The sequence below is a fragment of the uncultured Friedmanniella sp. genome, from assembly GCF_964244285.1.
In the GTDB taxonomy this organism is placed as follows: domain Bacteria; phylum Actinomycetota; class Actinomycetes; order Propionibacteriales; family Propionibacteriaceae; genus Microlunatus.
Window position 1 is genome coordinate 558,271 of the sequence record NZ_CAXTHT010000003.1, and the last position, 23,464, is coordinate 581,734.

Here is a 23,464-nt window from a genome sequence, read left to right on the forward strand (position 1 = left end):
AGGGGGCGGCTCCGGGAAGCGGGGACCATGTCGCGCAAGGCCACGGCACGAGATGTCGCCGACCTTGCCGGGGTGTCCCGCAGCGCGGTGTCGCTGGTGCTCAACGGCCGTGCCGCGGGCAACATCAGCGCCGAGAAGCAGCGGGCGGTCATCGCCGCGGCGCAACAGCTGCGCTACACCCCGAACGCCGTCGCGCTCAGCCTGCGCAGCCAACGGACCCGCACCCTGGGCGTCCTCTCCTGGCCGGGGCGGGCCCGGCTGGCCCAGGTGCTGCTGCACACGGCTTGGCAGCGGGCGCACGCCGACCACTACCTGATGCTGCTGATGGACACCGGCGGCGACCCGGAGACCGAGCGGCGGCAGCTGGACACGCTGCGCGACCGTCAGGTGGACGGCTTCTTGATCATCGCTCCCGACATGACCGAGTACGAGCCGCCCGACGTGCTGCTCAGCGTGCCGGCCGTGCTGCTCAACTGCGTCGACGCACACGCCGCGCTGACCAGCGTGGTCCCGGACGAGGTCGGGGCCGGCAGGCTGGCCGCTGAGGCGCTGCTGGCTCACGGCCACCGCACGGTCGGGCTCTTGGTCGGGGACGAGGCAGCTCCGCAGACGCGGCTGCGGGTCCGGGGGGTGCAACAGGCGTTCACGGCGGCCGGCCTGTCGACCCCGGCCCCGGTCGACGCCGGGACCGCCATCGACGCGGGCTACCGCGCCGCCCGACAGCTGCTGCTGGAGCCCGACCGGCCCACCTCGCTGATCTGCACCCAGGAGCGCCTTGCGGTGGGCGCGGTGCTCGCCGCGGCCGACCTGCACCTGTCGATCCCCGGCGCTCTGTCGGTCGTGAGTCTGGAGGACGGTGAGGAGCTGGCCGGCAGCCTCGTGCCCACCCTGACCACGGTGCACCGGCCGGACGCGGCGATGGCCGAGCAGGCGGTCGACCTGCTGGTCGAGCGGCTGGCCGCCGAGGAGCCGCCGGAGGTGCGTCAGCTGCTCTTCAGCTGCCAGCTGCGGACCCGGTCGTCGGTCGCCGTCCCCGCTTCGGGGCGCTGAGACCTGCTCTGAGCCCGCCGGGCTGCCTCATTCCAGACCGAGCCGGTGAACCACGACCTCGGCCGGATCGCCCTCGACCTGCCAGTGACTGCCATCGTCGGGGTAGGCGCGGCCGGTCCAGCAGCTCGGGCCGGCGAACGTCTCGACGAGGCTGCCGTCGACCAGGATCCGTGCCGGTTCCTCCGGGCTGCCGTGCGCCTCGGTCACCAGCTGCGGTCCGGGCGGGTGGTGCAGCAGCAACCGGACAGGTCCGGCGGCGATTACCTCGAAGGCGGGTTCGCGCAGCGGTGGCCCGGGCTGGTCGACCAGCACGCCCCGACGCAGGCCGGTCAGCTCCGGTGCCGGCACGCTGACCAGTGTCTCGTCCCGCAGGCTGAGCTCCCGCGGAAAGGTCAGCACCCCGGCCCAGCCGGCCGCGCTGACCTGCTCCAGCGTCCGGCCCAGCTCCCACGCCCAGCCCCAGAGCAGGACCCGGTCGCCGTCCAGCAGGACCTGCGGTGCGTAGTGAGCGGGCCCGTCGTCCAGCACGCCGCCCCGGTGAGGACGAAAGCGCAGGCCCTCGGCCTCGGGTTCCAGGTCACCGACCAGCCAGCGCACGCCGGCCAGCAGGTGGCTGTCGTCGACCCAGCGCCAGAGCGAGACCAGCAGCACCCAGCGCCCGTCGAGGGCGAACAGGTTGGGGCACTCCCAGATCTGCGCGGGCGCGACGGCGGCCGCGACCGGGTCGTCGGCGTCCAGCATCGGCCCGAGCGGGCGCCAGGACGTCAGGTCGGTCGCATCGTAGAGCAGCAGGGCCGGCGGACCGGTGCGGCTCCCGCCGCCCTGCACCGCGTAGCGGCGCCCCTCGAAGGTGAAGACGAACGGGTCGCGGACCTCACTGACCGAGCCGTCGGTGGGGGTGGTCGCCGCCGGCACGGCGTCCCGCTGCCAGTGGCGCAGGGAGCGGTCACTGCGGGCGAGGGCCACCACGGCCTGGTGCGCGTGTTCCGGGACGGCGGTGTAGATCGCGGTCGGTACGCCGTCGTCCTCGACGATGCAGCCGCTCCAGCACCCGGCCGCGTCGAGCCCACCCGGCACAGGGCGGAGCGCGACGGACTCCTCGGTCCAGTGCAGCAGGTCCGGAGAGCTCTGGTGACCCCAGCAGATGTCGCCGTGGGTGGGCAGGTCCGGGTTGAGCTGGAAGAAGACGTGGTAGACCCCGTCGACCCGGCAGAGGCCGTTCGGGTCGTTGACCCAGCCGGACGAGGGGCGTACGTGGAGCCTCGGGAAGGTGGGATCGGGCACCCGGTGAACGCTATCGCCCCGGTAGGCTCTGCCCACGTGGTGCAACCGAGATGCGTGCTGGTGGTCGGGTCGGGTGGCCGGGAGCACGCGCTGGTGCTGGCGCTGAGCCGCGATCCCGCCGTGGCCGAGGTGCACGCCGCGCCCGGCAACCCGGGGACCGCCCTGGTCGCGACCAACCACGCTGTGGACATCATGGACGGAGCCGCTGTCGCCGCGCTCGCCCGCGAGCTGGGCGCCGACCTCGTGGTGGTGGGTCCGGAGGCGCCGTTGGTCGCCGGCGTGGCCGACGCGGTCCGGGCCGCCGGGACCGCCTGTTTCGGCCCGTCCGCCGCCGCGGCCCGGCTCGAGGGCAGCAAGGCCTTCGCCAAGGACGTGATGGCGGCCGCCGGGGTTCCGACGGCCCGGGCCCACGTCTGCGCCACCGCCGAGGCGGCCGCCGCCGCCCTGGACGAGTTCGGGCCGCCGTACGTGGTGAAGGATGACGGGCTGGCCGCCGGCAAGGGGGTGGTGGTCACCGACGACCGGACGGAGGCGCTGGACCACGCCGCCGCCTGCGGGCGGGTCGTGGTCGAGGAGTACCTGGACGGGCCGGAGGTCAGCCTGTTCGCGGTCACCGACGGCAGCTGCGTCCGGGCGCTGCAGCCCGCCCAGGACTTCAAGCGGGTCGGGGACGGTGACGCCGGCCCCAACACCGGCGGGATGGGGGCCTACACGCCGCTGCCCTGGGCGCCTCCCGACCTGGTCGCCGAGGTGACCGCCACCGTGCTGCAGCCCACGGTGGACGAGCTGGCGCGGCGGGGTACGCCCTTTGCCGGTCTGCTCTACGCCGGGCTGGCCCTCACCTCTCGGGGAGTCAAGGTGATCGAGTTCAACGCCCGCTTCGGCGACCCCGAGACCCAGCCGCTGCTGGCCCGGCTGCGGACCCCGCTGGCCCCGCTGCTGCACGCAGCCGCCACCGGCACCCTGGCTGCGCACCCGGAGCTGGACTGGAGCCCCGACGCGGCCGTCGCCGTGGTGCTGGCCGCCGGCGGCTACCCCGGCCCGGCCCGTACCGGAGGGGTGATCGCTGGTCTGGACGCCGACGCCCCGGACGCCTACGTGGTCCAGGCCGGGACCGCCACGGACTCCGAGGGCCGGGTGGTCGGCTCCGGTGGCCGGGTGCTCGCCGTCGTGGGCACCGGCGCGGACCTGAGCGCCGCGCGGGAGTCCGCGTACGCCCGGATCGCGGCCGTCCGGCTCGAGGGCTCGTTCTACCGCACCGACATCGCCGCCGCCGCGGCTACCGCCGAGAGAAGTTGATCATGGTCCCGAACGTCCTGGCCAGCCGGTACGCGTCCGCCCAGATGCGGTCCGTCTGGTCGGCACCGAACAAGATCATCGCCGAGCGGCAGCTGTGGCTGGCCGTGCTCACCGCGCAGCGCGAGCTCGGAGTTGATCTTGGCACCGACGACGTCGACGCCGTGCTGGCCGCCTACGGGTCGGTGCTCGAACAGGTCGACCTGGAGAGCATCGCCGCCCGGGAACGCGTGACCCGGCACGACGTCAAGGCCCGGATCGAGGAGTTCAACGCCCTCGCCGGGCACGAGCAGGTGCACAAGGGGATGACCTCGCGCGACCTGACGGAGAACGTCGAGCAGCTGCAGATCATCAGCTCACTCAAGATCATCCGCGACCGGGTGGTGGCGGCGCTGGTCCGGCTGACCGGGCTGGCCACCCAGTACGCCGACCGCCCGATGGCCGGCCGCTCCCACAACGTCGCGGCCCAGGTGACCACCCTGGGCAAGCGCTTCGCCACCGCCGCCAACGAGCTGCTGGTCGCGTACGCGCGGCTGGAGGAGCTGATCGCCCGCTACCCGCTGCGCGGCATCAAGGGCCCTGTCGGCACCGGCCAGGACATGCTGGACCTGCTCGGGGGCGACCAGGCCCGGCTGGCCGAGCTGGAGCAGCGGGTGGCCGACCACCTCGGCTTCGGCCAGCTCTTCGTCAGCACCGGTCAGGTCTACCCGCGTTCGCTGGACTACGACGTGGTCACGGCGCTGGCCCAGACAGCGGCCGCGCCCTCCAACGTGGCCACGTCGATCCGGTTGATGGCCGGCGCCGAGCTGGTCACCGAGGGCTTCCGGCCCGGCCAGGTCGGCTCCAGTGCGATGCCGCACAAGATGAACACCCGGTCCTGCGAGCGGGTCAACGGGCTCTCGGTGGTGCTGCGGGGCTACGTGAGCATGGTGGGTGAGCTGGCCGGGGACCAGTGGAACGAGGGTGACGTGTCCGACTCCGTGGTCCGCCGGGTGGCCCTGCCCGACGCCTTCTTCGCCCTCGACGGGCTGTTCGAGACGTTCCTGTCGGTGCTCGAGGACTTCGGGGCCTTCCCGGCGGTGATCGAGGCCGAGCTGCAGCGCTACCTGCCGTTCCTGGCCACCACCAAGGTGCTGATGGCCGCCGTCCGGCACGGGGTGGGCCGCGAGACCGCCCACGAGGTGATCAAGGAGCACGCGGTGGCCGTGGCGCTGGGGATGAGGGAGTCGGGAGGGGCCAATGACCTGCTGGACCGGCTCGCCGGCGACGGACGCCTGGGCGTCAGCCGGGCCGACCTGGACGCGGCCCTGGCCGACCCGATGGAGCTGACCGGAACCGCCGGTCTCCAGGTGGCCACGCTGACGACCCGGGTGGCCGAGATCGCCGCCGCTCATCCCGAGGCGGCGGCGTACGAACCCGGCGAGGTGCTCTGAGAGCCCGTTGGCCTCAGTACTCCTTGGGGATGAGCAGCCAACCGGCGAGGTAGATCAGGATCTGCGGGCCGGGCAGCAGCATGCTCAGCAGGAAGATGAGACGGACGACGTTGGCACTGACGCCGAAGCGGCGACCGATCCCGGAGCACACCCCCGCGATCATCCGGTCGGAACGGGGGCGGACGAGGGTGGTTGACACGGAGGTCCCTTCGGTAGTGGGCTGCTCCTCCACTGTGGCCCACCGCCGGAGGCGCCGCCAGGGTCCTGCTGGCTGGTTCCGGGTCGACGTCAGGGGTGGACGCGAGGCTTCCCTGAGCGCCCTGGTGACAGGATCGCTGTATGGACACCTCGTCGCTGGGCCTGCCGCTCGTGCACGCAGGCAAGGTTCGCGAGCTGTACGCGCTGGAGGACGACCGGCTGCTGATGGTGGCCTCGGACCGGATCAGCGCGTTCGACTTCGTCCTCGAGCCGGCCGTGCCCGACAAGGGCCGGGTGCTGACCCAGCTGTCGCTGTGGTGGTTCGCCCAGCTCGGCGACCTCGTTCCCGACCACGTCCTGTCCACCGAGGTGCCGGTGGAGGTGGCGGGCCGGGCGGTGGTCTGCGAGCGGCTCACGATGCTGCCGGTCGAGTGCGTCGCCCGCGGCTACCTGACCGGCTCCGGGTGGCTGGAGTACCAGGAGTCGAGGACGGTCTGCGGCGTGCCGCTGCCCGAGGGGCTGGTCGACGGCTCCCGGCTGCCGGAACCGATCTTCACCCCGGCCACGAAGGCCGAGCTGGGGGAGCACGACGAGAACGTCGACTTCGCCACGGTCGCCGCGACGGTAGGGGAGGAGACCGCAGCGACGTTGCGGGACCTGACGCTCGCCGTCTACGCCCGAGCCGAGGGGGTCGCCCGTGAGCGCGGCATCATCCTGGCCGACACCAAGCTCGAGTTCGGGCAGCGTCGCGACGGGACGATCGTGCTCGCCGACGAGGTGCTGACCCCGGACTCCTCACGCTTCTGGGAGGCGGCCACCTGGGAGCCCGGCGGCCGGCTGGACTCCTTCGACAAGCAGTACGTGCGCAACTGGCTGCTGCGCGAGTCCGGCTGGGACCGCCACTCGGGTCAGGCGCCGCCGCCGCTCCCGCCCGAGGTGGTCGCCGCCACCCGGCAGCGGTACCTGGACGCGTACGAGCGGCTCACCGGGGCGCCGCTCGTCCTCGAGGCGGAACCGGGATGATCGCCACTCCCCGATAAGATCGCCCGTATGGCGCGAGTGGTGGTCGACGTGATGCCGAAGCCGGAGATCCTGGATCCCCAAGGCAAGGCGGTGACCGGGGCGCTCGGGCGGCTGGGCTTTGCCGGCCTGTCGGTGCGCCAAGGCAAACGGTTCGAGATCGAGGTCGACGGCGAGGTGACCGACGCGCGGCTGGCCGAGATCCACCGGGCGGCCGAGACGCTGCTGGCCAACACGGTGATCGAGAGCTTCGACGTCCGCCTGGAGACCGCCGCCGAGGCGGCGCTCTGATGGCGGCCCGGATCGGCGTGGTCACCTTCCCCGGGTCGCTCGACGACGTGGACGCGCTCCGTGCCGTCCGGCTCAGCGGGGCCGAGCCGGTGCCGCTCTGGCACGGCGAGGCCGATCTGCAGGGCGTCGACGCGGTGATCCTGCCCGGCGGCTTCTCCTACGGCGACTACCTGCGCTGCGGCGCGATCTCGCGCTTCTCGCCGGTGATGGAGTCGGTCATCGCAGCGGCGGGGGCCGGGATGCCCGTGCTGGGGATCTGCAACGGCTTCCAGATCCTCTGCGAGGCCCACCTGCTGCCGGGTGCCCTGATCCGCAACGACGTCCGGACCTTCGTCTGCGTCGACCAGGATCTCGAGGTTACCTCGACCAGCACGGCCTGGACCTCGGACTTCGCGCCGGGGCAGCAGATCACCATCGTGCTCAAGAACGGCGAGGGCGGCTTCGTGGCCGATGCCGACACCCTGGACCGGCTGGAGGGCGAGGGCCGGGTGGTCTTCCGCTACCGCAACGGCAACCCGAACGGCTCCTACCGCGACATCGCCGGGATCAGCAACGAGCGTGGCAACGTCGTCGGCCTGATGCCGCACCCCGAGCACAACGTCGACCCGCTGACCGGCCCGACCACCGACGGCGTGGCCTTCTTCACCAGCGTCCTGAGCGCCCTGACCGCTCGGGTCTAGCCGTCCGATGGCGGCCCACCGCGCCCGGCCCCGGACACCCGCACCGGCCCCGGCGCTCAGCCGACGCTGGTTCGCGGTCCTGCTGCTGCTGGTCGCACTCTTCGCCGTGCTCCGCGGGGTGCACGCACTGGCCGAACCGGCCGTCGAGGTCGCGGTGTCGCGCGACCAGGTCGTGCTGGTCGGGATACCCGGGCGCACCGACCTGACCGCGGTGGACCGCACCGTGCTGGGTGCCCACCTCGACGACGCCGAGGTGGGCTCGGTCAGCATCCGGCCCCGCTACGTGGGTCGCTGCGCAGCCGCCGGCTGGACGACACTGGGTGCCGGTCGCCGCGCCGCGGTCGGCGATCTCTGCGACCCGCAGGTGGTCGACGGCCGGATCGCGGACTGGCCCGCCTACCGCGCCGCCGCCGCCGCGAGCCGGGGCGACGCACAGCTGGGGACGCTGGCCGCGTCCGTGCGGGGCTGCATCACGGCCGTCGGTCCGGGCGCCGCGCTCGCGGCCGCGCGTCCGGACGGGTCGGTGCCCGGGTACCGGACCGTCGCCCAGTTCCTGGCCGACGGCATGAGCACGTCCTGCCCCACCACCCTGGTGGACGCGGGCGCGGCCAGCGACGAGGTGATCGCCCGGCTGGCCGCCGACGGCTCGCGGGCCCTGGTCGTCACCGGGATCGGCCCGGTCACCGGCTCGGACGACCCGAGCCTGCAGGTGGTCTACCGGCTGGGCACCACGTTCCCCGGCTGGCTGACCTCGGCCAGCACGCGACGGGAGGGGATCGTCACCCTGACCGATCTGACCCGGACGCTGATCGACCACGACGCGCGTCCGGGCGCCGGCGTCCCGGAGGCCGTCGACGGATCGCCGCTGGCGGTCGACCCGTCGACGCTGAGCGTCCCGGCCGTGAGCCGACACCTCGCCGCCGTCCGGGCGCTGTCGGAGAGCGTGGTGGTCGGCTACACGATCCTGGGCCTCTTCGGCGCCTTCTGGTTCGTCCTCCTGGTCGTCCAGGTGCTCCGGCGCCGCTGGGCGCTGCCGCGGCTGGTGATGGCCTACGGCAGCGTGCTGAGCGCCGTGATGATGCTCACCGGAGCCGTGCCGTGGAGCCGGGCCGCTCACCCCGGTCCGGTCCTCGGCGCCGTGGTGGTCGGCTGGTCGGTGGTCCTCACGACGCTGGTGCTGGTGCTGGCGCGTCGGCTGCGGGTCCCGGCCCCCGTCGTCGGTGCCGCGATCGCGGTCGCCGCCTTCACCGTGGACGCGGCCCTCGGCGCGCCGATGCAAGCGGGCTCGATGCTCAACTCCCGGCCGATCTACGGGCTGCGCTGGTACGGCTTCGGCAACGTCACCTTCGCCACCTACGCGACCGCGGGGCTGTTCCTGGCCGGCTGGATCGCCCACCGCCAGCTCGTGCACGGTCACCGCCGGGCTGCGGCGGTGGCGGTGGCGGTGATCGGGTTCGGCATCGTGATCTGCGAGGGGTGGCCCTCGATGGGCACCGACTTCGGCGGCGTCATCGCTCTGACCCCACCGGTGCTGTGGCTGCTGCTGATGGTCAGCGGCGTCCGCATCACGTGGCCCCGGCTGGTCGCCGTCGGGCTGTCCGCGGTGCTGGCCGTCGGCGCGATCTCGGTGCTCGACTGGGCCCGGGGACCGGACCGGCGCAGCCACCTCGGCAACTTCGTCCAGCGGGTCATCGACGGCGACGCGGTCGACGTGGTCGCCCGCAAGGCCGTGGCGTCGGCGGAGACCTTCATCAGCCCGCTCGGCGTCCCCTCGATCATCATCGGCGCGGTCGTCTGGGTGGCGATCTTCCGCTACGCCCTGCCGGTGCTGGTCGAGAGGTTCTCCACGCTCCGGGCCGTACTGGTCGCGGCCCTGGCCACCGGGGTGCTCGGGACGCTGCTCAACGACGGCGGGGCGAGCGTCTTCCTGGCGGGGACCGGTGTCGTGGCGGTGACCATCGCCTGGTTCTGCTTCGACCGGCTGCTCCGAGGCCCGGTACCCTGACGCCCGTGGTGGACACCGTCGAGAACGCGTCACGCACCCCCGACCAGGTCCAGCCTTGGTCCGACCTCGGGCTGACCGAGGGGGAGTACGGACGGATCCGCGAGATCCTCGGCCGCCGGCCGTCCTCCTCCGAGCTGGCCATGTACTCGGTGATGTGGTCCGAGCACTGCTCGTACAAGTCCTCCAAGGTGCACCTGCGCCGGTTCGGCGAGCTGAGCCAGGAGACGCCGGCCGGCAAGCTGCTCGCCGGCATCGGCGAGAACGCCGGGGTGCTGGACATCGGCCAGGGCTACGCGGTGACGTTCAAGATCGAGTCCCACAACCACCCGAGCTACGTCGAGCCGCACCAGGGCGCGGCTACCGGGGTGGGCGGCATCGTCCGCGACATCCTGGCCATGGGCGCCCGGCCGATCGGGGTGATGGACTCCCTCCGCTTCGGTCCGCTGGACGAGCCCGACACCGCGCGGGTGCTGCCCGGCGTCGTGTCCGGGGTAGGCGGCTACGGGAACTGCCTGGGCCTGCCGAACATCGGCGGCGAGGTCGTCTTCGACCGCAGCTACCTCGGGAACCCGCTGGTCAACGCGCTCTGCGTTGGCGTGCTGCGGCACGAGGACCTGCACCTGGCCAAGGCCACGGGCGCCGGCAACGCGGTCATCCTCTACGGCGCCTCGACCGGCGGTGACGGCATCGGCGGCGCCTCGATCCTGGCCTCGGAGACCTTCGACGCCGCTGCTGACGGGACGAGCAAGGGGCCGTCCAAACGCCCAGCGGTCCAGGTCGGCGACCCGTTCATGGAGAAGCTGCTGATCGAGTGCACGCTGGAGCTGTTCGCGGCGAGGGTGGTCACCGGCATCCAGGACTTCGGCGCCGCGGGCATCTCCTGCGCGACCTCCGAACTGGCGGCCGCCGGTGACGGGGGGATGCACGTCGAGCTCGACCGGGTACCGCTTCGGGACTCCTCGCTGGCGCCGGAGGAGATCTTGATGAGCGAGTCCCAGGAGCGGATGATGGCCGTCGTCGAGCCGGCCGACGTCGAGCGGTTCCTGGCCATCTGCGCCAAGTGGGACGTGCAGGCCACGGTGGTCGGGGAGGTCACCGAGGACGACCGGCTGGTCATCCAGTGGCACGGGGAGACCATCGTCGACGTCGACCCGCGCACCGTCGCCCACGAAGGCCCGGTCTACGAGCGCCCTTACGGCCGGCCGGCGGCCCAGGATGAGCTGCAGGCGGCCGGGGTGGAGGGACTTGCGAGACCCGCGACCGGCGCCGAGCTGGCCGACACGCTGCTGGCGCTGGTGGCCTCGCCCAACCTCTGCGACCGCTCCTGGGTGACCGACCAGTACGACCGCTACGTCCGCGGCAACTCGGTGCTGGCCCAGCCGGAGGACGCCGGGATGCTCCGGATCGACGAGGCGTCCGGGCTCGGCGTGGCCCTGGCCACCGACGGCAACGGTCGCTTCACCGCCCTCGACCCCTACACCGGAGCCCAGCTGGCCCTGGCCGAGGCGTACCGGAACGTGGCCGTGACCGGTGCCCAGCCGGTCGCGGTCTCGGACTGCCTGAACTTCGGCTCGCCGGAGGACCCGGCGGTGATGTGGCAGTTCACCGAGGCCATCCGGGGTCTCGTGGACGGCTGCCGTGCGCTCGGCACCCCGGTCACCGGCGGCAACGTCAGCTTCTACAACCAGACCGGCCGGACCGCGATCCTGCCGACGCCGGTGATCGGCGTGCTCGGCGTGATCGAGGACGTGGCGCGGCGGACGCCGATGGGGTTCGCCGCTGAGGGGCACCAGATCCTGCTGCTGGGCGACACCCGCGACGAGCTGGCCGGCTCGGCGTGGGCCGAGGTCGCCCACGACCACCTCGGCGGGCTGCCGCCGACGGTCGACCTCGCCCACGAGCAGCGGCTGGCCTCGCTGCTGGTCGTCGCGGGCCGCGAGGGCCTCTTGACCAGCGCTCACGACCTGGCCGACGGGGGGCTGGCGCAGGCTCTGGTCGAGTCCACGCTCCGCCGCGGCCACGGGGCCTCGGTCCGGCTGCCGGACGGTCTGGACCCCTTCGTCGCCCTGTTCTCCGAGAGCGCGGGCCGGGTGCTGGTCTCGGTGACGTCCGACCAGGTCTCGAGGCTCACCGCCCTGGCCGCTGAGCACGAGGTGCCGCTGCAGCCGTTGGGTCAGGTCACCGGCACCGGCAGTGCGGCGCTGGCCGTCGAGGGTCAGTTCGAGTTGCGGCTGGACCAGGTCCGCCAGGCCTGGACGGGCACCTTTCCCGCCGCCCTGGCCTCCTGAGACCGACCTGTCAGAACCCAGTTGTTCCCAGGGGCAACTCAGTTCTGACAAGTCGGCGAGGGAGCTACGGCCCGCCGGACCTGACCCGGCTGCCGTAGCGCTCGCGGAGCCGGTCGTTGTGGGCGTCCCCGCCCGGGATGTTGGCCGAGATGAGGATCGGCACCTCCTCGCCGGCCTCGAGCAGCAGGCCGCAGACCTCGGTGACGAGCAGCTGCGCGATCAGGGCGCTCGTCACCGTGGAGGTCGCCAGGACGGCGCCGCGCTCCTCACCGTCGGGGCCTGCGGGCAGCGGCAGCTCGGCGTCGCCGAAGACGCCGCGGTTGTCGATCACCACGTCGGCCAGCTCGAACAGCCGCAGGCCGCTGGGATGCCGGGACTCGATCCTGGACGTGTGGTCCATCGAGGTGACCGCGACCAGCGGGTGGCCGTGCTCCTTGACCAACCGGGCCAGCTCGACGGTCGAACCGTTGCCGCCGGAGTTCGAGCAGACCAGGAAGATGTCGGCCGGCCGGATGTCGTGCACCGCCAGCAGTGAGGCGGCCAGCGAGGGGTCGCGTTCCAGGTGCGGGTCCAGCACCTGCTCAGGGCTCAGCTCGCCGTAGAAGACGAGGTCGGTGATCGAGATCTTGTTGGCCGGGACCAGCCCGCCGGCCCGCCCGGCGATCTCCATCGCGAAGCTGCGCGAGTGCCCGGTGCCGAAGACCTGGACCACCCCACCGGCCCTGAGAGACGCCACCACCAGGTCGGCCGCGGCGGCGATGGCCGGCTGCTGGGTCTCGACGACGGCGTCGAACGCGGCCCGGAGCCGCTGCGCCGCCGTCTGCTGGTTGACGGTCCGGTCACCCATCACTGCCCTCCACCGCTGCCCTAGGCTCGTGCCATGACTCTGGCCGAGACAGTACGCGCCCAGCAGCCCGCCGTCCTGGCCGACCTCGCCCGGCTCGTGGCCATCCCCTCGGTCAGCGACGACCCTGCGCGGGCCGATCAGGTGGAGGCCTCCGCGGCCCTGGCGGCGGGGCTGCTCACCGAGCTCGGCTGCCCCGACGTCCAGGTGGTCCGCGCCGCCGGCGGCAAGCCGGCGGTCATCGCCCGCTACCCCGCACCCGCCGGCCAGCCGACGGTCTGCCTGTACGCGCACCACGACGTCCAGCCCGAGGGCGACCTGGCGCTGTGGTCCAGTCCGCCGTTCGAGGCCACGCAGCGTGGCGCGCGCCTCTTCGGCCGCGGCACCGCCGACGACAAGGGTGGCCTGGCCGTGCACCTGGCCGCGTTGCGCGCCTTCGACGGCCAGCCGCCGGTGGGGGTGACGGTGTTTCTCGAGGGTGAGGAGGAGATGGGCTCGCCGACCCTGGCCGCGCTGCTCGACGCGCACCGCGAGCAGCTGGCCGCCGACGTCTTCGTGATCGCCGACTCGGCCAACTGGGCGGTCGGGCAACCGGCCTTCACCACCTCGCTCCGGGGCATCGGGGAGTGCTACGTCGAGCTGCGCACCCTCGACCATGCCGTTCACTCGGGTGCCTACGGCGGCGTGGCCCCGGACGCGCTCACCACCCTCTGCCGGCTGCTGGCCACCCTGCACGACGAGCACGGGGACGTCGCCGTGGCCGGGCTGAGCACGTCGCCGCCCCCCGAGCTGGAGTATCCCGAGGACCGCTTGCGTGCCGAGTCCGGGCTGCTCGACGGCGTGCAGCAGATCGGTACCGGCACGGTGGTGGAACGGCTGTGGTGCAAGCCGGCGGTCGCGGTGATCGCCCTCGACGCCACCCCGGTGGCTCGGGCCTCCAACACCCTGGTGCCGGTGGCCCGGGCCAAGCTCAGTCTCCGGGTGGCCCCGGGCGACGACGCCCGTGCGGCCACGGCCAAGCTGGCCGCCCACCTGCACGAGCACGTGCCCTACGGCGCGCATCTCACCGTCACGCCGGGCGACAGCGGCGAGCCGTCCACCATCAGCTTCGCCGGCCCGTACGCCGAGGTCGCCCGGACCGCCTTCGCCGACGCCTGGGGGGTGCCGCCGGTCTTCGTCGGTCAGGGCGGCTCGATCCCCATGGTCGCCGACTTCGGCGCGGCCTTCCCGGAGGCGACCGTCCTGGTCACCGCCGTGGGCGACCCGGACACCCGGGCCCACGGCACCGACGAGTCGCTCCACCTCGGTGACTTCCAGGCTGCCTGCGTTGCGGAAACGCTGATGCTGCAGGGATTTGCCGACCTCCAGAGCTGATGATCAAGGTGTGTCCGTGACCAAGATCATGAAGCCGCACCTCTCCACGACGGGAATGCCGGAACCCTCGCCGGGGCTGTAGGCGGTGCCGCGGCAGCAGGCCGCGTGCGTTCCGGCAGCGTCGCCCTCCACCCCGAGGTTCCCTGGAGGATCCGATGTCCCACGCCCTGTCCGCCTTCCGCCACCTCCTGCATCGTGCGGGCTCGCCCCAGTGGTCCCGCCTCGAGCGGACCCTGGAGGAGTCGGCGAGGCCGGCCGCGCTCGTCCCCGAGGACGAGCAGGCGGTCGCCGAGACCGCCGAGCTACGGCACTACCTCGCGGCCCAGACCTCGCAGGTCGTCTGAGCTCTCACACCTGGTCGGCGGGCAGGGCGTCCTGGGGAGCGGTCGGCATCGTCTCGCCGAACTGCCGGTGCTCCGGCGGCAGCCGGTCCCAGAAGCGTTGGTACAGCTGCTCACGCTCGCCGGGAGCCAGCTCGCCGAAGCAGCGCAGCCGGGTCATCCCACCGTCGGGGTAGACGTCGAGCCGGAGGTGGGTCGCGGGCCGCCGGGTGTCGACGAGGAACCGGTGGCGGGTGTCCACCAGCACCGGGATCTGGGGCACCACGTCCCACCAGGCGCCCTCGTCGGTCACTGGTCCGGCGTCCTCGTCGGCCACGCTGATCCGGACCTTGCCGGGCGCGTTGCCGATGAAGTAGGAGGTGTCGACCTCGATCATGGTCGGCTCCCCGCGCGCGGCCAGCCGGTAGACGGCCCAGTCGTTCCCCGGCCCGCGCCGCCGCGCGTTCTCCCAGCCCTCGCCCATGATCCGGGCCCGGCTGGTCAGGATCAGGTTCTCGGGGGAGGAGTAGAAGGCGTCCGAGGTCTCGAGCAGCCGGCCGCCGTTCTCCAGCGCCAGCAGGTCGACGGTGGTGGTCAGGTAGCGCGGGTCGAGGACCACCTCGCCGTGCACGCGGAAGCGGGCCACGCCGCCGTCGGGGTAGATGCTGAGCCGTACGTGGGTCCAGCGCCGGTCGCTGGTCACCGGGTAGTGGTTCTCGGTGTCCCCGCGGCAGGGCGTCCGGTCCAGGATCGTCGTCCAGGTCAGCGAGGCGAAGGCCTCGGCGTCCGGGTAGCCCTCGACCGAGGTGGCCTCGACGCTGACGAAGGGCGGGTAGTTGCCCTTGAAGAAGGCGGTGTCGACGACCACGCCGTGCACCACGCCGGGGACGCCGAGCCGGACCACCGCCCAGTCGTTGCCGGGCTCCCGCCGGCGCCGGGTCTCCCAGCCGTCGTAGACCTTGCCCGTGTGGCCGAACTCGTCCGCGGCGTGCACCGCCGGCCGCGGCATGATCAGCGCCTGGCGCGGGGCGAAGAGCTCGTCGTTGGCGCTGATCACGCTACCGGCGAGGTCGCGGGAGGCGAGGTCGGGGTAGGAGGTGAAGTCGCGCACGGTCATGCCGCCCCGCGGACCAGCAGCCGACCAGACGGCTCGGCCGTGACCGGCCGGCCCGCCAGGTAGGTGGCGCGGACCACGCCGCGCAGGACCAGGCCGTCGTACGGGGTGACCGGGTTGCGGTGCTCCAGCCGGGTGGCGTCCACGGTGTGCTCCTGCTCGGGGGCGAAGACGGCGAGGTCGGCCGCGTAGCCGACCGCAATCCGGCCCTTGCCGGCCACGCCGACGATCTCGGCGGGCCGTCGGGCCATCCAGCCGAGGACGTCAGCCAGCTCGAGACCGCGTTCCCGGGCCCCGCTCCAGACCAGCGACAGGCCCAGCTGCAGCGAGGAGATGCCGCCCCAGGCGGCTCCGAAGTCGCCCTCGTCCAGCAGCTTGAGGTCCGCGGTCGAGGGGGAGTGGTCGGAGACCACGAAGTCGATCACACCGTCGGCCAACGCCTGCCAGAGCTGCTCGGCGTTCGCCGCCTCGCGGACCGGCGGGCAGCACTTGAACTGGGTCTGGCCGTCGGCGATCCGCTCCGCGGCCAGGGTCAGGTAGTGCGGACAGGTCTCGACGCTGAGCCGGACCCCGGCCGCCCGGGCCGCAGCGATCGCCGGCAGCGCGGCGGCGCTGGAGAGGTGCACCAGATGGGTGCGGCAGCCGGTCTCCCGGGCCGCGTCGATCACCGTGTCGATCGCCGCGGTCTCGGCCTCGGGAGGCCGCGAGCCCAGGAACTCCGCATAGTGGACGGTGTGCGGGACGGCGTGGCCGGCGATGACGTCCGGGTCCTCGGCGTGCACGATCAGCAGCCCGTCGAACGCGGCGATCTCGGTCATGGCCTCCCGCAGCTGGGAGGGCGAGAGCGGCGGGAACTCCGGCACGCCGGAGTCGAGCAGGAAGCACTTGAAGCCGAAGACCCCGGCCTCGTGCAGCTCGGCGAGGTGGCCGAGGCTGTCCGGTACGGCGCCGGCCCAGAAGCCCACGTCGACGCTGCACTGCCCCTCGGCCGCGGCCTGCTTGACCTGCAGGCTGGTGAGGCTGGTGGTGGCGGGGATCGAGTTGAGCGGCATGTCCAGCAGCGTGGTCACCCCGCCGGCCGCGGCAGCCCGGGTCGCCGTGGCGAACCCCTCCCACTCGGTCCGGCCGGGCTCGTTGACGTGCACATGGGTGTCCACCAGCCCAGGGACGAGCACCTCGTCCTCGGCCAGCTCGACGACGTGGCCATCAGTTCCCGGGTCGGCGCCGGCGGACCCGTGACGGGTGGTCGAGGCCCAGTCCGACACCGACTCCACGGTGACGATGCGCCCGTTGCTGACCGCCACCCGCCGCAGCACGATCCCGTCCTCGGTCAGCACCCGGCCCCGGAAGACCAGGTCGACGCCGTCGGGTCGAGGTTCCTCGCTGCTCATCACGCGGCCATTCTGTCGTGCCCGGCTGCGTGCGCTCGACGTCGCCGTCTCGCCGACGCTGCCCGGCGGGCCACGGAAAAAGCCTCCGCGGCGCGCGACCCTGCCGTTGTTGGCCGGGGGCGCAGGTGCGAGCATCGGACCGTGGTCTCCGAACTCGCCCAGACGATCGCCTATCCTGCGCCCGGCTCACGGCCCTCGCGCAACGGCCTCGAGATCTTGCAGCCGCACGTCATCGTGCTCTTCGGAGCCACCGGTGACCTGTCCCGCCGCAAGCTGCTGCCCGGGCTGGCGCACCTCGCGCTGTCTGCCCTGGCTCCCGACATCCAGGTCATCGGCACCTCGCTGGAGGACTACACCGAGGAGTCGTTCCGGGAGTTCGCCAAGCAGGCGGTGACCGAGTTCACCCACCACCCGCTCAGCGACGGCCAGTGGGTGGAGTTCGCTCAACGGCTGACCTACGTGCCCCAGTCGGCGGGGCCCGAGGGCCTGGCCGAGGCGGTACGGATCGCCGAGGAGAAGCTGGGCGGCCAGGTCGGCCGGCTGCACTACATGAGCGTGCCGCCGGCCGCCGCGCCGGCGGTGATCAACACCCTGCGTTCCGCCGGACTGGTGGAGCGGTCCCGGGTGGTGATGGAGAAGCCATTCGGCACCGACCTGCAGAGCGCGATCCTGCTGAACGACCAGGTCCACGAGACGTTCCGTGAGCGTCAGATCTTCCGCATCGACCACTTCCTGGGCAAGGAGGCGGCTCAGAACATCCTGGCTTTCCGCTTCGCCAATGGCCTGTTCGAGCCCATCTGGAACCGCAACTTCATCGACCACATCCAGATCGACATTCCCGAGACCCTCGGTCTGGACCGTCGCGCCGGCTTCTACGAGGCCACGGGCGCGTACAAGGACATGGTCGTCACCCACCTCTTCCAGGTGCTCGCGTTCGTCGCGATGGAACCACCGACGGCGCTGGAGCCGCGAGCCATCAGCGAGGAGAAGAACAAGGTCTTCCGCTCGATGCTGCCGCTGAACCCGAACGAGGTCGTCCGCGGCCAGTACAGCGGTTACCGGCAGGAGGAGGGGGTGGCCCGGGACTCCGACACGGAGACCTTCATCGCCCTCAAAGCGGGGATCGACAACTGGCGCTGGGCGGGTGTGCCGTTCTACTGCCGTACCGGCAAGCGGCTCGCCGAGGGCCAGCGCATCATCTCGATCGCTTTCAAGGAGGCGCCCAAGTCGATGTTCCCGGGCGGCTCCGGAGTTGGCGCCTCAGGCCCGGACCACCTGACCTTCGACCTGGCGGATGAGTCCAAGGTGTCGCTGTCGTTCTACGGCAAGCGGCCAGGACCCGGGATGAAGCTGGACAAGCTGAGCATGCAGTTCTCCACCCAGGAGACCGACCGGGCCGGTGACGTCCTCGAAGCGTACGAGCGGCTCATCATGGACGCGATGCGCGACGACCACACCTTGTTCACCACGGCCGAGGGTATCGAGAGCCTGTGGGAGCGCTCCGAGCCCCTGCTGCGCAACCCGCCCCCGGTGAAGCCGTATGCCCAGGGTTCCTGGGGTCCGAACGCCATTCACCAGCTCGTGGCCCCGCACGCATGGCGGCTGCCCTTCGAACGCGCTTGGCGCACCAAGCGAGCCTGAGCGAAATTACCCCGACGCTCTCACGACGTCGCCTTTTGCCCCCGACGGGATAACCCTCAAGATTTGCTCAAGTTGTCCGAGTCAATTGGACGCGCGAAAGAATCGCCCTACACTCATGGTTGTCAGGGTGTCTCGAGGGAAGAAAGGCTCACAGCAGTGGCGCAGAAGACCATCGTCAAGACGTATGACGATCTGGATGGCAGTGAAATCGACGCCGAAGGTAAGAGTGTCTCCTTCTCGCTGGAAGGCGCCACCTACGAGATCGACCTCAGCAGCAAGAATGTCGAGAAGCTGCGCGAGGACCTTCGCGTCTACACCGAGAAGGCACGCCGGGTGACCGGCCGCGGCACTCGTGGAGGCAAGGCCGAGCCGGCTCCGGTGGACACGAGGGCCGTGCGTGCCTGGGCCGAGGAGAAGGGTTTGGGTGTCTCCTCGCGCGGTCGCCTTTCCACCGAGCTGATCGAGCAGTACCGCGCCGCTCACTGAAGCCGCGATGAAATACCGGTCGCTCTCGGAAACTTTTTTGCGAAAGTAACGATTAGTCGCCGCACAGAGTTCCGCGCGTTCCGGCGGGGGGCGGGTCGCCCTGCGACCCGTGCCGCCGCCGGTCTCAGCGTTATCCGGTTCTCGGCGACTCGGAGCCGATTAGCCGGTGGGCCCGGACCTCGACTCGATATCGACGGCCGAGCGGCCGGGGAAACGCTCCCACTACCGGATCGCTGCCTTGCCGCAGGGGTGGATCGAGCGAGCGGAGAGGTTCAGCCGACGCGTCGAGAGGCCAGCGCCGCCACCTGCTCGGGTTCGGCTCCGGTCCGTTCCCGGACCTCCGCAGCCGAGACCGCCCCACAGTGCATCCCACGCAGCAGGAACGCCGCCAGGGCCTGGGCTGTCGCCGGCTCGTCCATCGCCCCGCCCGCCGAGGTCGTTCCCTTCAGGTAATGGCCCAGCCGCTGGCCGAGCACGTCTAGGTCGGAGCGGAAGAAGAGGTAGGTCGCGAGGTAGCGGGTGGGCAGCTGGGCCGGGTGCAGGTCCCAGCCCTGGTAGAAGCCCCGCTCCAGAGCCCGGCTCACCAGCCGCGCGTGCCGGGCCCAGCCGGCGTGCACCGCGACCCGGTCGCCGCTCGGCACCAGGTTGGTGGAGCCGTCGCTGACCCGGACCCCGGTCCCGGCGGCGGCCAGCTGGAGCACGGCCTTGGCGTGGTCGGCGGCCGGGTGGTCGAGCGCCTGGAAACCCCCGGCGATGCCGAGGGCGGCGGTGTAGTCGTAGGTGCCGAAGTGCAGACCGGTGCAGCGGCCGTCGGCGGCCTGCAGCATCCGTGCCACCCCGGCCGCACCGTCCGGCAGCAGCACCGCCTGAGGCGTCTCGACCTGGATCTCGAACCGCAGCGCGCCGGCGGCGAGGCCGTAGCCGCGCTCCAGTCGCCCGCAGACGTCGACCATCGCGCTGACCTGGGCGACCGAGGTCACCTTGGGCAGGGTGACCACCCAGCCGGTCGGCAGCTCGGTCCCCGCGAGCAGCGCGCCGAGGACCAGGTCGAGACTGCGCAGGCCGCGCCGCCGCGTCGCGCCCTCCAGCGACTTGAAGCGGATCCCCAGGTACGGCGGGGCGGTGCCCTGGCGCACCGCCACCGCGATCGACCGACCGGCGGCGACGGCGTCGGCGTCCTCCACGTCGTCGGGGCGGGTGCCGTAGCCGTCCTCCAGGTCCACCCGCAGGTCCTCGATCGGCTCGCGTGTGAGCTTGGCCATGACCGCGTCCCAGACCGGGGCGACCTCCTCCTCGGGCCAACCGACCACGCGGGCCAGGTCGGCGGCGCCGGGTGCGTGCTCCGCCAGGGCGGCCTGCGCGGCGGCACCCCAGCGGTGGGCGAGGTCAGCGGTGAAGCGGTCGGCCGGGACGTAGACGGTGTGCACCGGCTGCCGGTCCGTCCGGTCACCCGGGAACCGGGCCACCCGCTCCGCGTCGGCCGGGGCCAGAGCGGCGTCGACGGCGGCCAGGTCGTCCGGGGTCAGCGCGGTCATCGAGCCTGACCCGCCCGGGCCCAGAGCTCGCGGCTCGCGGCCGCGACCTCCGCCGCCAGCTCGTCGGCGTCGACGCCCAGCACCGCGTCGGACTCCACCACCCGTCGGCCGTTGACCAGCAACAGCTCCAAGGGCGGCGGTCCGCCCAGGACCAGGGCGGCGACCGGGTCGGCGACGTCGGCGTGTCCGAGCCCGTCGATCCGCCAGACGGCGACGTCGGCCAGCTTGCCGACCTCCAGCGAGCCGATCTCGTCCTGCCGACCGAGCACCCGCGCGCCGCCCATGGTGGCCATGTCGAGGGCGTCCCGGACGCCCAGGGCCTGCGGTCCGCCGCGGGCGCGCGCGAACAGCAGCGCGTGCCGCATCTCCTCCCACAACGAGCTCGCCTCGTTCGAGGCGGCGCCGTCCACCCCGAGCCCGACCGCGACGCCGGCGGCACGCAGGTCACGGGCGCGGGCGATGCCGGCGCCCAGCCGGGCGTTCGAGGAGGGGCAGTGCGCGACGCTCGTCCCCGTCGCCGCCATCCGGGCGATGGAGGCGTCGTCGAGGTGCACGGCGTGGGCGAACCAGACGTCAGGGCCGAGCCAGCCCAGGGAGTCCAGGTGCTCGACCGGGGTCCGGCCGAAGTGCTCCCGGCAGTAGTCGTCCTCGTCGGTCGACTCGGCCAGGTGGGTGTGCAGCCGGACGCCGTAGCGGCGGGCGAGCTCGGCCGAGGCGGTCAGCAGCCCGGCCGTCACCGAGAAGGGCGAGCAGGGCGCCAACGCGATCCGCAGCATCGAGTCGGCCGACGGGTCGTGGTGGGTGAGGATCGCCGCTTCCGATGCCGCCAGGATGGCGTCCACGTCCTCGACCACGTCGTCGGGCGGCAACCCACCCGCGCTGACGCCGAGGTCCATCGACCCTCGGGTCGGGTGGAACCGCAGCCCCACCCGCCGGGCCGCCGCGATCTCCGCGCCGAGCAGGTCGCCCCCCTGGGCCGGGAAGACGTAGTGGTGGTCGGTGGTCGTCGTACAGCCCGAGCGCGCCAGCCAGGCCAGCGCGCCCGTGGCGGCCGTGGTGGTCAGCCCGACGTCCAGCCCGGCCCAGACGGGGTAGAGCGTCTGCAGCCACTCGAAGAGCGTGCCGTCGACGGCCGCACCGCGGGTGATCCACTGGTAGAGGTGGTGGTGGGTGTTCACCAGCCCCGGCGTGATCAGGCAACCACTGGCGTCGACCACGCTCGCCTCGCGGTACTGCGCCGGCAGTGGCCCCGCGCCGACCGCGACGATCCGTTGGCCCTCGACAACCAGGTGACCCGGGCCGTGCTCGCTCCGGCCGGCGTCGTTGGTGGCGACGTGGCCGCCGACCAGGGCGAGCAGGCCCCCTCCGGTCTCGGGCGGGGCCGTCACTTCTGGCGTCCCACGATGCGTCCGGCGGCGCGCAGGAACGGCTCGGCCGCGTGTTCGCCGAGCTCGTCCCCGAGGCAGTAGCTGCGGTACGCGCGGCGCTTCTCGGCCAGCGGATCGTCTTCCAGCAGGTCGTCCAGGGCGCTCTCCAGCGTCGACAGGTCCTTCTCGATCAGGTACGAGACCCGGGCCATGGCGAACTCCTTGCGGAAGGCGTCCCCGCGACGCTGGATGGCGACCATGGCGATCGGCTTGCCCGACGCGAGGAAGTCCGAGGCGACCGACGAGACGTCGGTGACCAGGGCGTCGACCGCGTTCACGCAGTCGGGGATGTCCCATTCCTGCTCGGCCTTCGCTCCCCAGACGTGGACCCGACCGGTGGCCCTGCCGTCAGCGGTCAGCCGGTCGTGGATCCGGCGGCAGATATCGGCGTCGGTGGGTTCGTTGTAGCTCAGCGGGTGCGGTCGGAACACCACCGTGGCTCCGTGCTCGAGCAGCCCGTCGACGATCCTCTCCGCGACCGGCAGCGAGGAGTGGTTGGTCTTCGGCCGCCCACCGCGCCAGGTCGGAGCGTAGAGGACGGTGCGCGGCCGGCCGGGGGGCGGCGGTGCGTCGTGCACCTCGATCCGTTCCACCTGCGGCCGGCCGGCGCGGACGAACCGGCTCGGGCTGATGCCCACCTTGTGCGCGGCGTAGCGGTCCTCACCCTGCTGGCCGCAGACGAACACCTTGTCGAAGGCGGCGTGCTTGGGGCTCCAGTTGGCGGACTTATCGGAGTCGCCGTGGTTGAGCCAGCAGTGGGTCAGCTGCTCGTAGCGCATGAAGTGGGAGTTGCGCACGTCGCCCTGGACGTAGAAGGCCGCCCGCAAGGTGGGTACCACCACCGCGTCCAGGCCGCCGACGCTGCCCCGCGTGCGCGGCACCACGATGGGAGCCGCGGTCAGTGTGGCGATGGTCGGCACGGTGGAGGCGTTACGGGTCACCACCACGAAGGGCAGGCCCATACGTTCCAGGTAAGGCAGCCACATGCCGAGCTGGTACCGGGCGCCGACCACCGCGGCGTAGTAGACGACGAACGCGGGCTGGTACCTCTCCAGCGCCTTGCGCAGTCCGGTGGCCGCGCGGGTGGCCACCAGGTTCGCCCGGGTGGCCGCCGCGAGCTGGGCACCGACGGCAGCCAGCGCCGACGCCGCGAGGACGAGGTAGAGCCAGCCCGGGGCGGCAACGGCAGCGAGGACCGCCCCGAGCAGCACCAGGGCCACGCTGGCCCAGACGACCGACCTGGGCGGGAACGGCGGCTCCGGCACGGGCTCGACGCCGGGCAGGTTGACCGCCACCTGCTCGGTCTTGGCCAGGGAGACCCGCAGCGAGGTCTCGGTCAGCACGGCCAGCAGGCCGAGACCGGTCGCCGACCAGAACCAGCCGGCGTCGTCGGGGCGGCGGGCCACCAGGGCGGCGCCGACGGCCACCAGCAGCAGCAGCCGCGGGCCGGCCGAGGAGCCGAGGAACGGCGTCAGCGGTCGGCGGGCGGCCTGGCGCAGCAGCCAGCCGGTGGTCCCCAGCGCCGCGAGACCCGCCAGGCTCCCCAGCAGCCGGCCGACCAGACCCGAGGGGGCCAGCAGCAGCACGGCGGCCAGCACCGAGCAGACCTGGGCGGCGTTGGCGAGGGCGAGCTCGACCACCTTGGAGAGCGCCGTCCCGACCACCGAGGACCAGCCGCGCAGGCTCACGCGGGAGGTCTGGCGGGAGTCGGGCATGACGAGAAGGGTAGTGGTCAGGCCCCGTCGCGCCGTGTTGACCGCGCGGGCCGGAGAGCCGGGGGGACCGCT

Annotated in this window: 20 protein-coding genes; 12 read left to right on the plus strand and 8 right to left on the minus strand. The window is 72.6% G+C overall.

Features of this window, described 5'->3' with window-relative positions; genetic code table 11:
- Positions 1 to 27 precede the first annotated feature (27 nt).
- Positions 28 to 1,050 carry a LacI family DNA-binding transcriptional regulator gene (locus ACFE7W_RS10730; RefSeq protein ID WP_375424755.1) on the plus strand — a complete coding sequence of 341 codons (1,023 nt, stop codon included), beginning with the start codon at positions 28 to 30 and terminating at the stop codon, positions 1,048 to 1,050.
- 27 nt (positions 1,051 to 1,077) lie between these two features.
- Here the strand turns inward: ACFE7W_RS10730 and ACFE7W_RS10735 are convergent, their stop codons facing one another.
- Positions 1,078 to 2,334 (minus strand): hypothetical protein, encoded by a 1,257-nt coding sequence (locus ACFE7W_RS10735; protein WP_375424756.1) that lies wholly within the window; start codon positions 2,332 to 2,334, stop codon positions 1,078 to 1,080.
- A 39-nt stretch (positions 2,335 to 2,373) separates the two neighbouring features.
- Here ACFE7W_RS10735 and purD point away from each other — a divergent pair, with 39 nt between their 5' ends.
- The gene (purD, locus tag ACFE7W_RS10740) at positions 2,374 to 3,633 is read left to right on the plus strand and encodes a phosphoribosylamine--glycine ligase (protein WP_375424871.1); all 1,260 of its coding nucleotides are present in this window, start codon (positions 2,374 to 2,376) and stop codon (positions 3,631 to 3,633) included.
- Between the two features lie 2 nt (positions 3,634 to 3,635).
- Entirely contained in the window at positions 3,636 to 5,063 is a 1,428-nt protein-coding gene (purB, locus tag ACFE7W_RS10745) for an adenylosuccinate lyase (RefSeq protein ID WP_375424757.1), read from the plus strand.
- Positions 5,064 to 5,076: 13 nt separating this feature from the next.
- Here purB and ACFE7W_RS10750 read toward each other — a convergent pair whose 3' ends face one another.
- Positions 5,077 to 5,262: a PspC domain-containing protein gene (locus ACFE7W_RS10750; protein WP_375424758.1), complete on the minus strand. Its 186-nt coding sequence runs from the start codon at positions 5,260 to 5,262 to the stop codon at positions 5,077 to 5,079.
- Positions 5,263 to 5,402: 140 nt separating this feature from the next.
- On the opposite strand from ACFE7W_RS10750, the gene ACFE7W_RS10755 reads away from it, so the two are divergent.
- From ACFE7W_RS10755 to purL, 5 genes are read left to right on the plus strand one after another with little or no spacing between them, the layout of a single operon-like run.
- On the plus strand, positions 5,403 to 6,284 hold the full coding sequence (locus ACFE7W_RS10755; RefSeq protein ID WP_375424759.1) for a phosphoribosylaminoimidazolesuccinocarboxamide synthase: 882 nt from the start codon (positions 5,403 to 5,405) through the stop codon (positions 6,282 to 6,284).
- A 27-nt stretch (positions 6,285 to 6,311) separates the two neighbouring features.
- On the plus strand, positions 6,312 to 6,572 hold the full coding sequence (gene purS / locus ACFE7W_RS10760; RefSeq protein WP_375424760.1) for a phosphoribosylformylglycinamidine synthase subunit PurS: 261 nt from the start codon (positions 6,312 to 6,314) through the stop codon (positions 6,570 to 6,572).
- Entirely contained in the window at positions 6,572 to 7,252 is a 681-nt protein-coding gene (purQ, locus tag ACFE7W_RS10765; RefSeq protein ID WP_375424761.1) for a phosphoribosylformylglycinamidine synthase subunit PurQ, read from the plus strand. The genes purS and purQ overlap by 1 nt, the downstream gene beginning before the upstream one ends.
- Before the next feature lie 7 nt (positions 7,253 to 7,259).
- On the plus strand, positions 7,260 to 9,257 hold the full coding sequence (locus tag ACFE7W_RS10770; RefSeq protein WP_375424762.1) for a hypothetical protein: 1,998 nt from the start codon (positions 7,260 to 7,262) through the stop codon (positions 9,255 to 9,257).
- Between the two features lie 5 nt (positions 9,258 to 9,262).
- Complete coding sequence (gene purL / locus ACFE7W_RS10775; RefSeq protein ID WP_375424763.1) at positions 9,263 to 11,545, plus strand: phosphoribosylformylglycinamidine synthase subunit PurL; 2,283 nt, start codon at positions 9,263 to 9,265, stop codon at positions 11,543 to 11,545.
- Between the two features lie 64 nt (positions 11,546 to 11,609).
- On the opposite strand, the gene ACFE7W_RS10780 is transcribed toward purL, so the two are convergent.
- Positions 11,610 to 12,392: a sugar isomerase domain-containing protein gene (locus ACFE7W_RS10780; RefSeq protein ID WP_375424764.1), complete on the minus strand. Its 783-nt coding sequence runs from the start codon at positions 12,390 to 12,392 to the stop codon at positions 11,610 to 11,612.
- A 33-nt stretch (positions 12,393 to 12,425) separates the two neighbouring features.
- Here ACFE7W_RS10780 and ACFE7W_RS10785 point away from each other — a divergent pair, with 33 nt between their 5' ends.
- Both ACFE7W_RS10785 and ACFE7W_RS10790 read left to right on the plus strand, forming a co-directional pair.
- The gene (locus tag ACFE7W_RS10785) at positions 12,426 to 13,763 is read left to right on the plus strand and encodes a dipeptidase (protein ID WP_375424765.1); all 1,338 of its coding nucleotides are present in this window, start codon (positions 12,426 to 12,428) and stop codon (positions 13,761 to 13,763) included.
- A gap of 155 nt (positions 13,764 to 13,918) precedes the next feature.
- Positions 13,919 to 14,107 (plus strand): hypothetical protein, encoded by a 189-nt coding sequence (locus tag ACFE7W_RS10790; protein WP_375424766.1) that lies wholly within the window; start codon positions 13,919 to 13,921, stop codon positions 14,105 to 14,107.
- A 4-nt stretch (positions 14,108 to 14,111) separates the two neighbouring features.
- Here the strand turns inward: ACFE7W_RS10790 and alc are convergent, their stop codons facing one another.
- Both alc and allB read right to left on the minus strand, forming a co-directional pair.
- Positions 14,112 to 15,200 carry an allantoicase gene (alc, locus tag ACFE7W_RS10795; RefSeq protein WP_375424767.1) on the minus strand — a complete coding sequence of 363 codons (1,089 nt, stop codon included), beginning with the start codon at positions 15,198 to 15,200 and terminating at the stop codon, positions 14,112 to 14,114.
- A complete protein-coding gene (allB, locus tag ACFE7W_RS10800; protein ID WP_375424872.1) occupies positions 15,197 to 16,588 on the minus strand; it encodes an allantoinase AllB in 1,392 nt (463 codons plus the stop codon). Before allB ends, alc begins: the two co-directional genes overlap by 4 nt.
- A gap of 213 nt (positions 16,589 to 16,801) precedes the next feature.
- Here allB and zwf point away from each other — a divergent pair, with 213 nt between their 5' ends.
- Positions 16,802 to 18,229 (plus strand): glucose-6-phosphate dehydrogenase, encoded by a 1,428-nt coding sequence (zwf, locus tag ACFE7W_RS10805; protein ID WP_375424873.1) that lies wholly within the window; start codon positions 16,802 to 16,804, stop codon positions 18,227 to 18,229.
- 156 nt (positions 18,230 to 18,385) lie between these two features.
- Positions 18,386 to 18,715: an Lsr2 family protein gene (locus tag ACFE7W_RS10810; protein ID WP_375424768.1), complete on the plus strand. Its 330-nt coding sequence runs from the start codon at positions 18,386 to 18,388 to the stop codon at positions 18,713 to 18,715.
- Positions 18,716 to 18,987: 272 nt separating this feature from the next.
- On the opposite strand, the gene ACFE7W_RS10815 is transcribed toward ACFE7W_RS10810, so the two are convergent.
- Genes ACFE7W_RS10815 through ACFE7W_RS10825 form a run of 3 tightly spaced genes read right to left on the minus strand, consistent with a single transcriptional unit; the run spans position 18,988 to position 23,392 of the window.
- Positions 18,988 to 20,250, minus strand: a complete 1,263-nt coding sequence (locus ACFE7W_RS10815; protein WP_375424769.1) for a DUF6986 family protein — start codon at positions 20,248 to 20,250, stop codon at positions 18,988 to 18,990.
- Complete coding sequence (locus tag ACFE7W_RS10820; RefSeq protein WP_375424770.1) at positions 20,247 to 21,638, minus strand: 8-oxoguanine deaminase; 1,392 nt, start codon at positions 21,636 to 21,638, stop codon at positions 20,247 to 20,249. The genes ACFE7W_RS10815 and ACFE7W_RS10820 overlap by 4 nt, the downstream gene beginning before the upstream one ends.
- The gene (locus tag ACFE7W_RS10825) at positions 21,635 to 23,392 is read right to left on the minus strand and encodes a CDP-glycerol glycerophosphotransferase family protein (RefSeq protein ID WP_375424771.1); all 1,758 of its coding nucleotides are present in this window, start codon (positions 23,390 to 23,392) and stop codon (positions 21,635 to 21,637) included. The genes ACFE7W_RS10820 and ACFE7W_RS10825 overlap by 4 nt, the downstream gene beginning before the upstream one ends.
- Positions 23,393 to 23,464: the final 72 nt, after the last annotated feature.

Bases quoted from the DNA above. Each gene is read 5' to 3' on its own strand.
- ACFE7W_RS10730 (WP_375424755.1), top strand. From the start codon at position 28: ATGTCGCGCAAGGCCACGGCACGAGATGTCGCCGACCTTGCCGGGGTG.
- purB (WP_375424757.1), top strand. From the start codon at position 3,636: ATGGTCCCGAACGTCCTGGCCAGCCGGTACGCGTCCGCCCAGATGCGG.
- ACFE7W_RS10755 (WP_375424759.1), top strand. From the start codon at position 5,403: ATGGACACCTCGTCGCTGGGCCTGCCGCTCGTGCACGCAGGCAAGGTT.
- purS (WP_375424760.1), top strand. From the start codon at position 6,312: ATGGCGCGAGTGGTGGTCGACGTGATGCCGAAGCCGGAGATCCTGGAT.
- purQ (WP_375424761.1), top strand. From the start codon at position 6,572: ATGGCGGCCCGGATCGGCGTGGTCACCTTCCCCGGGTCGCTCGACGAC.
- ACFE7W_RS10770 (WP_375424762.1), top strand. From the start codon at position 7,260: ATGGCGGCCCACCGCGCCCGGCCCCGGACACCCGCACCGGCCCCGGCG.
- ACFE7W_RS10780 (WP_375424764.1), bottom strand. From the start codon at position 12,392: ATGGGTGACCGGACCGTCAACCAGCAGACGGCGGCGCAGCGGCTCCGG.
- ACFE7W_RS10785 (WP_375424765.1), top strand. From the start codon at position 12,426: ATGACTCTGGCCGAGACAGTACGCGCCCAGCAGCCCGCCGTCCTGGCC.
- ACFE7W_RS10790 (WP_375424766.1), top strand. From the start codon at position 13,919: ATGTCCCACGCCCTGTCCGCCTTCCGCCACCTCCTGCATCGTGCGGGC.
- alc (WP_375424767.1), bottom strand. From the start codon at position 15,200: ATGACCGTGCGCGACTTCACCTCCTACCCCGACCTCGCCTCCCGCGAC.
- allB (WP_375424872.1), bottom strand. From the start codon at position 16,588: ATGAGCAGCGAGGAACCTCGACCCGACGGCGTCGACCTGGTCTTCCGG.
- ACFE7W_RS10815 (WP_375424769.1), bottom strand. From the start codon at position 20,250: ATGACCGCGCTGACCCCGGACGACCTGGCCGCCGTCGACGCCGCTCTG.
- ACFE7W_RS10825 (WP_375424771.1), bottom strand. From the start codon at position 23,392: ATGCCCGACTCCCGCCAGACCTCCCGCGTGAGCCTGCGCGGCTGGTCC.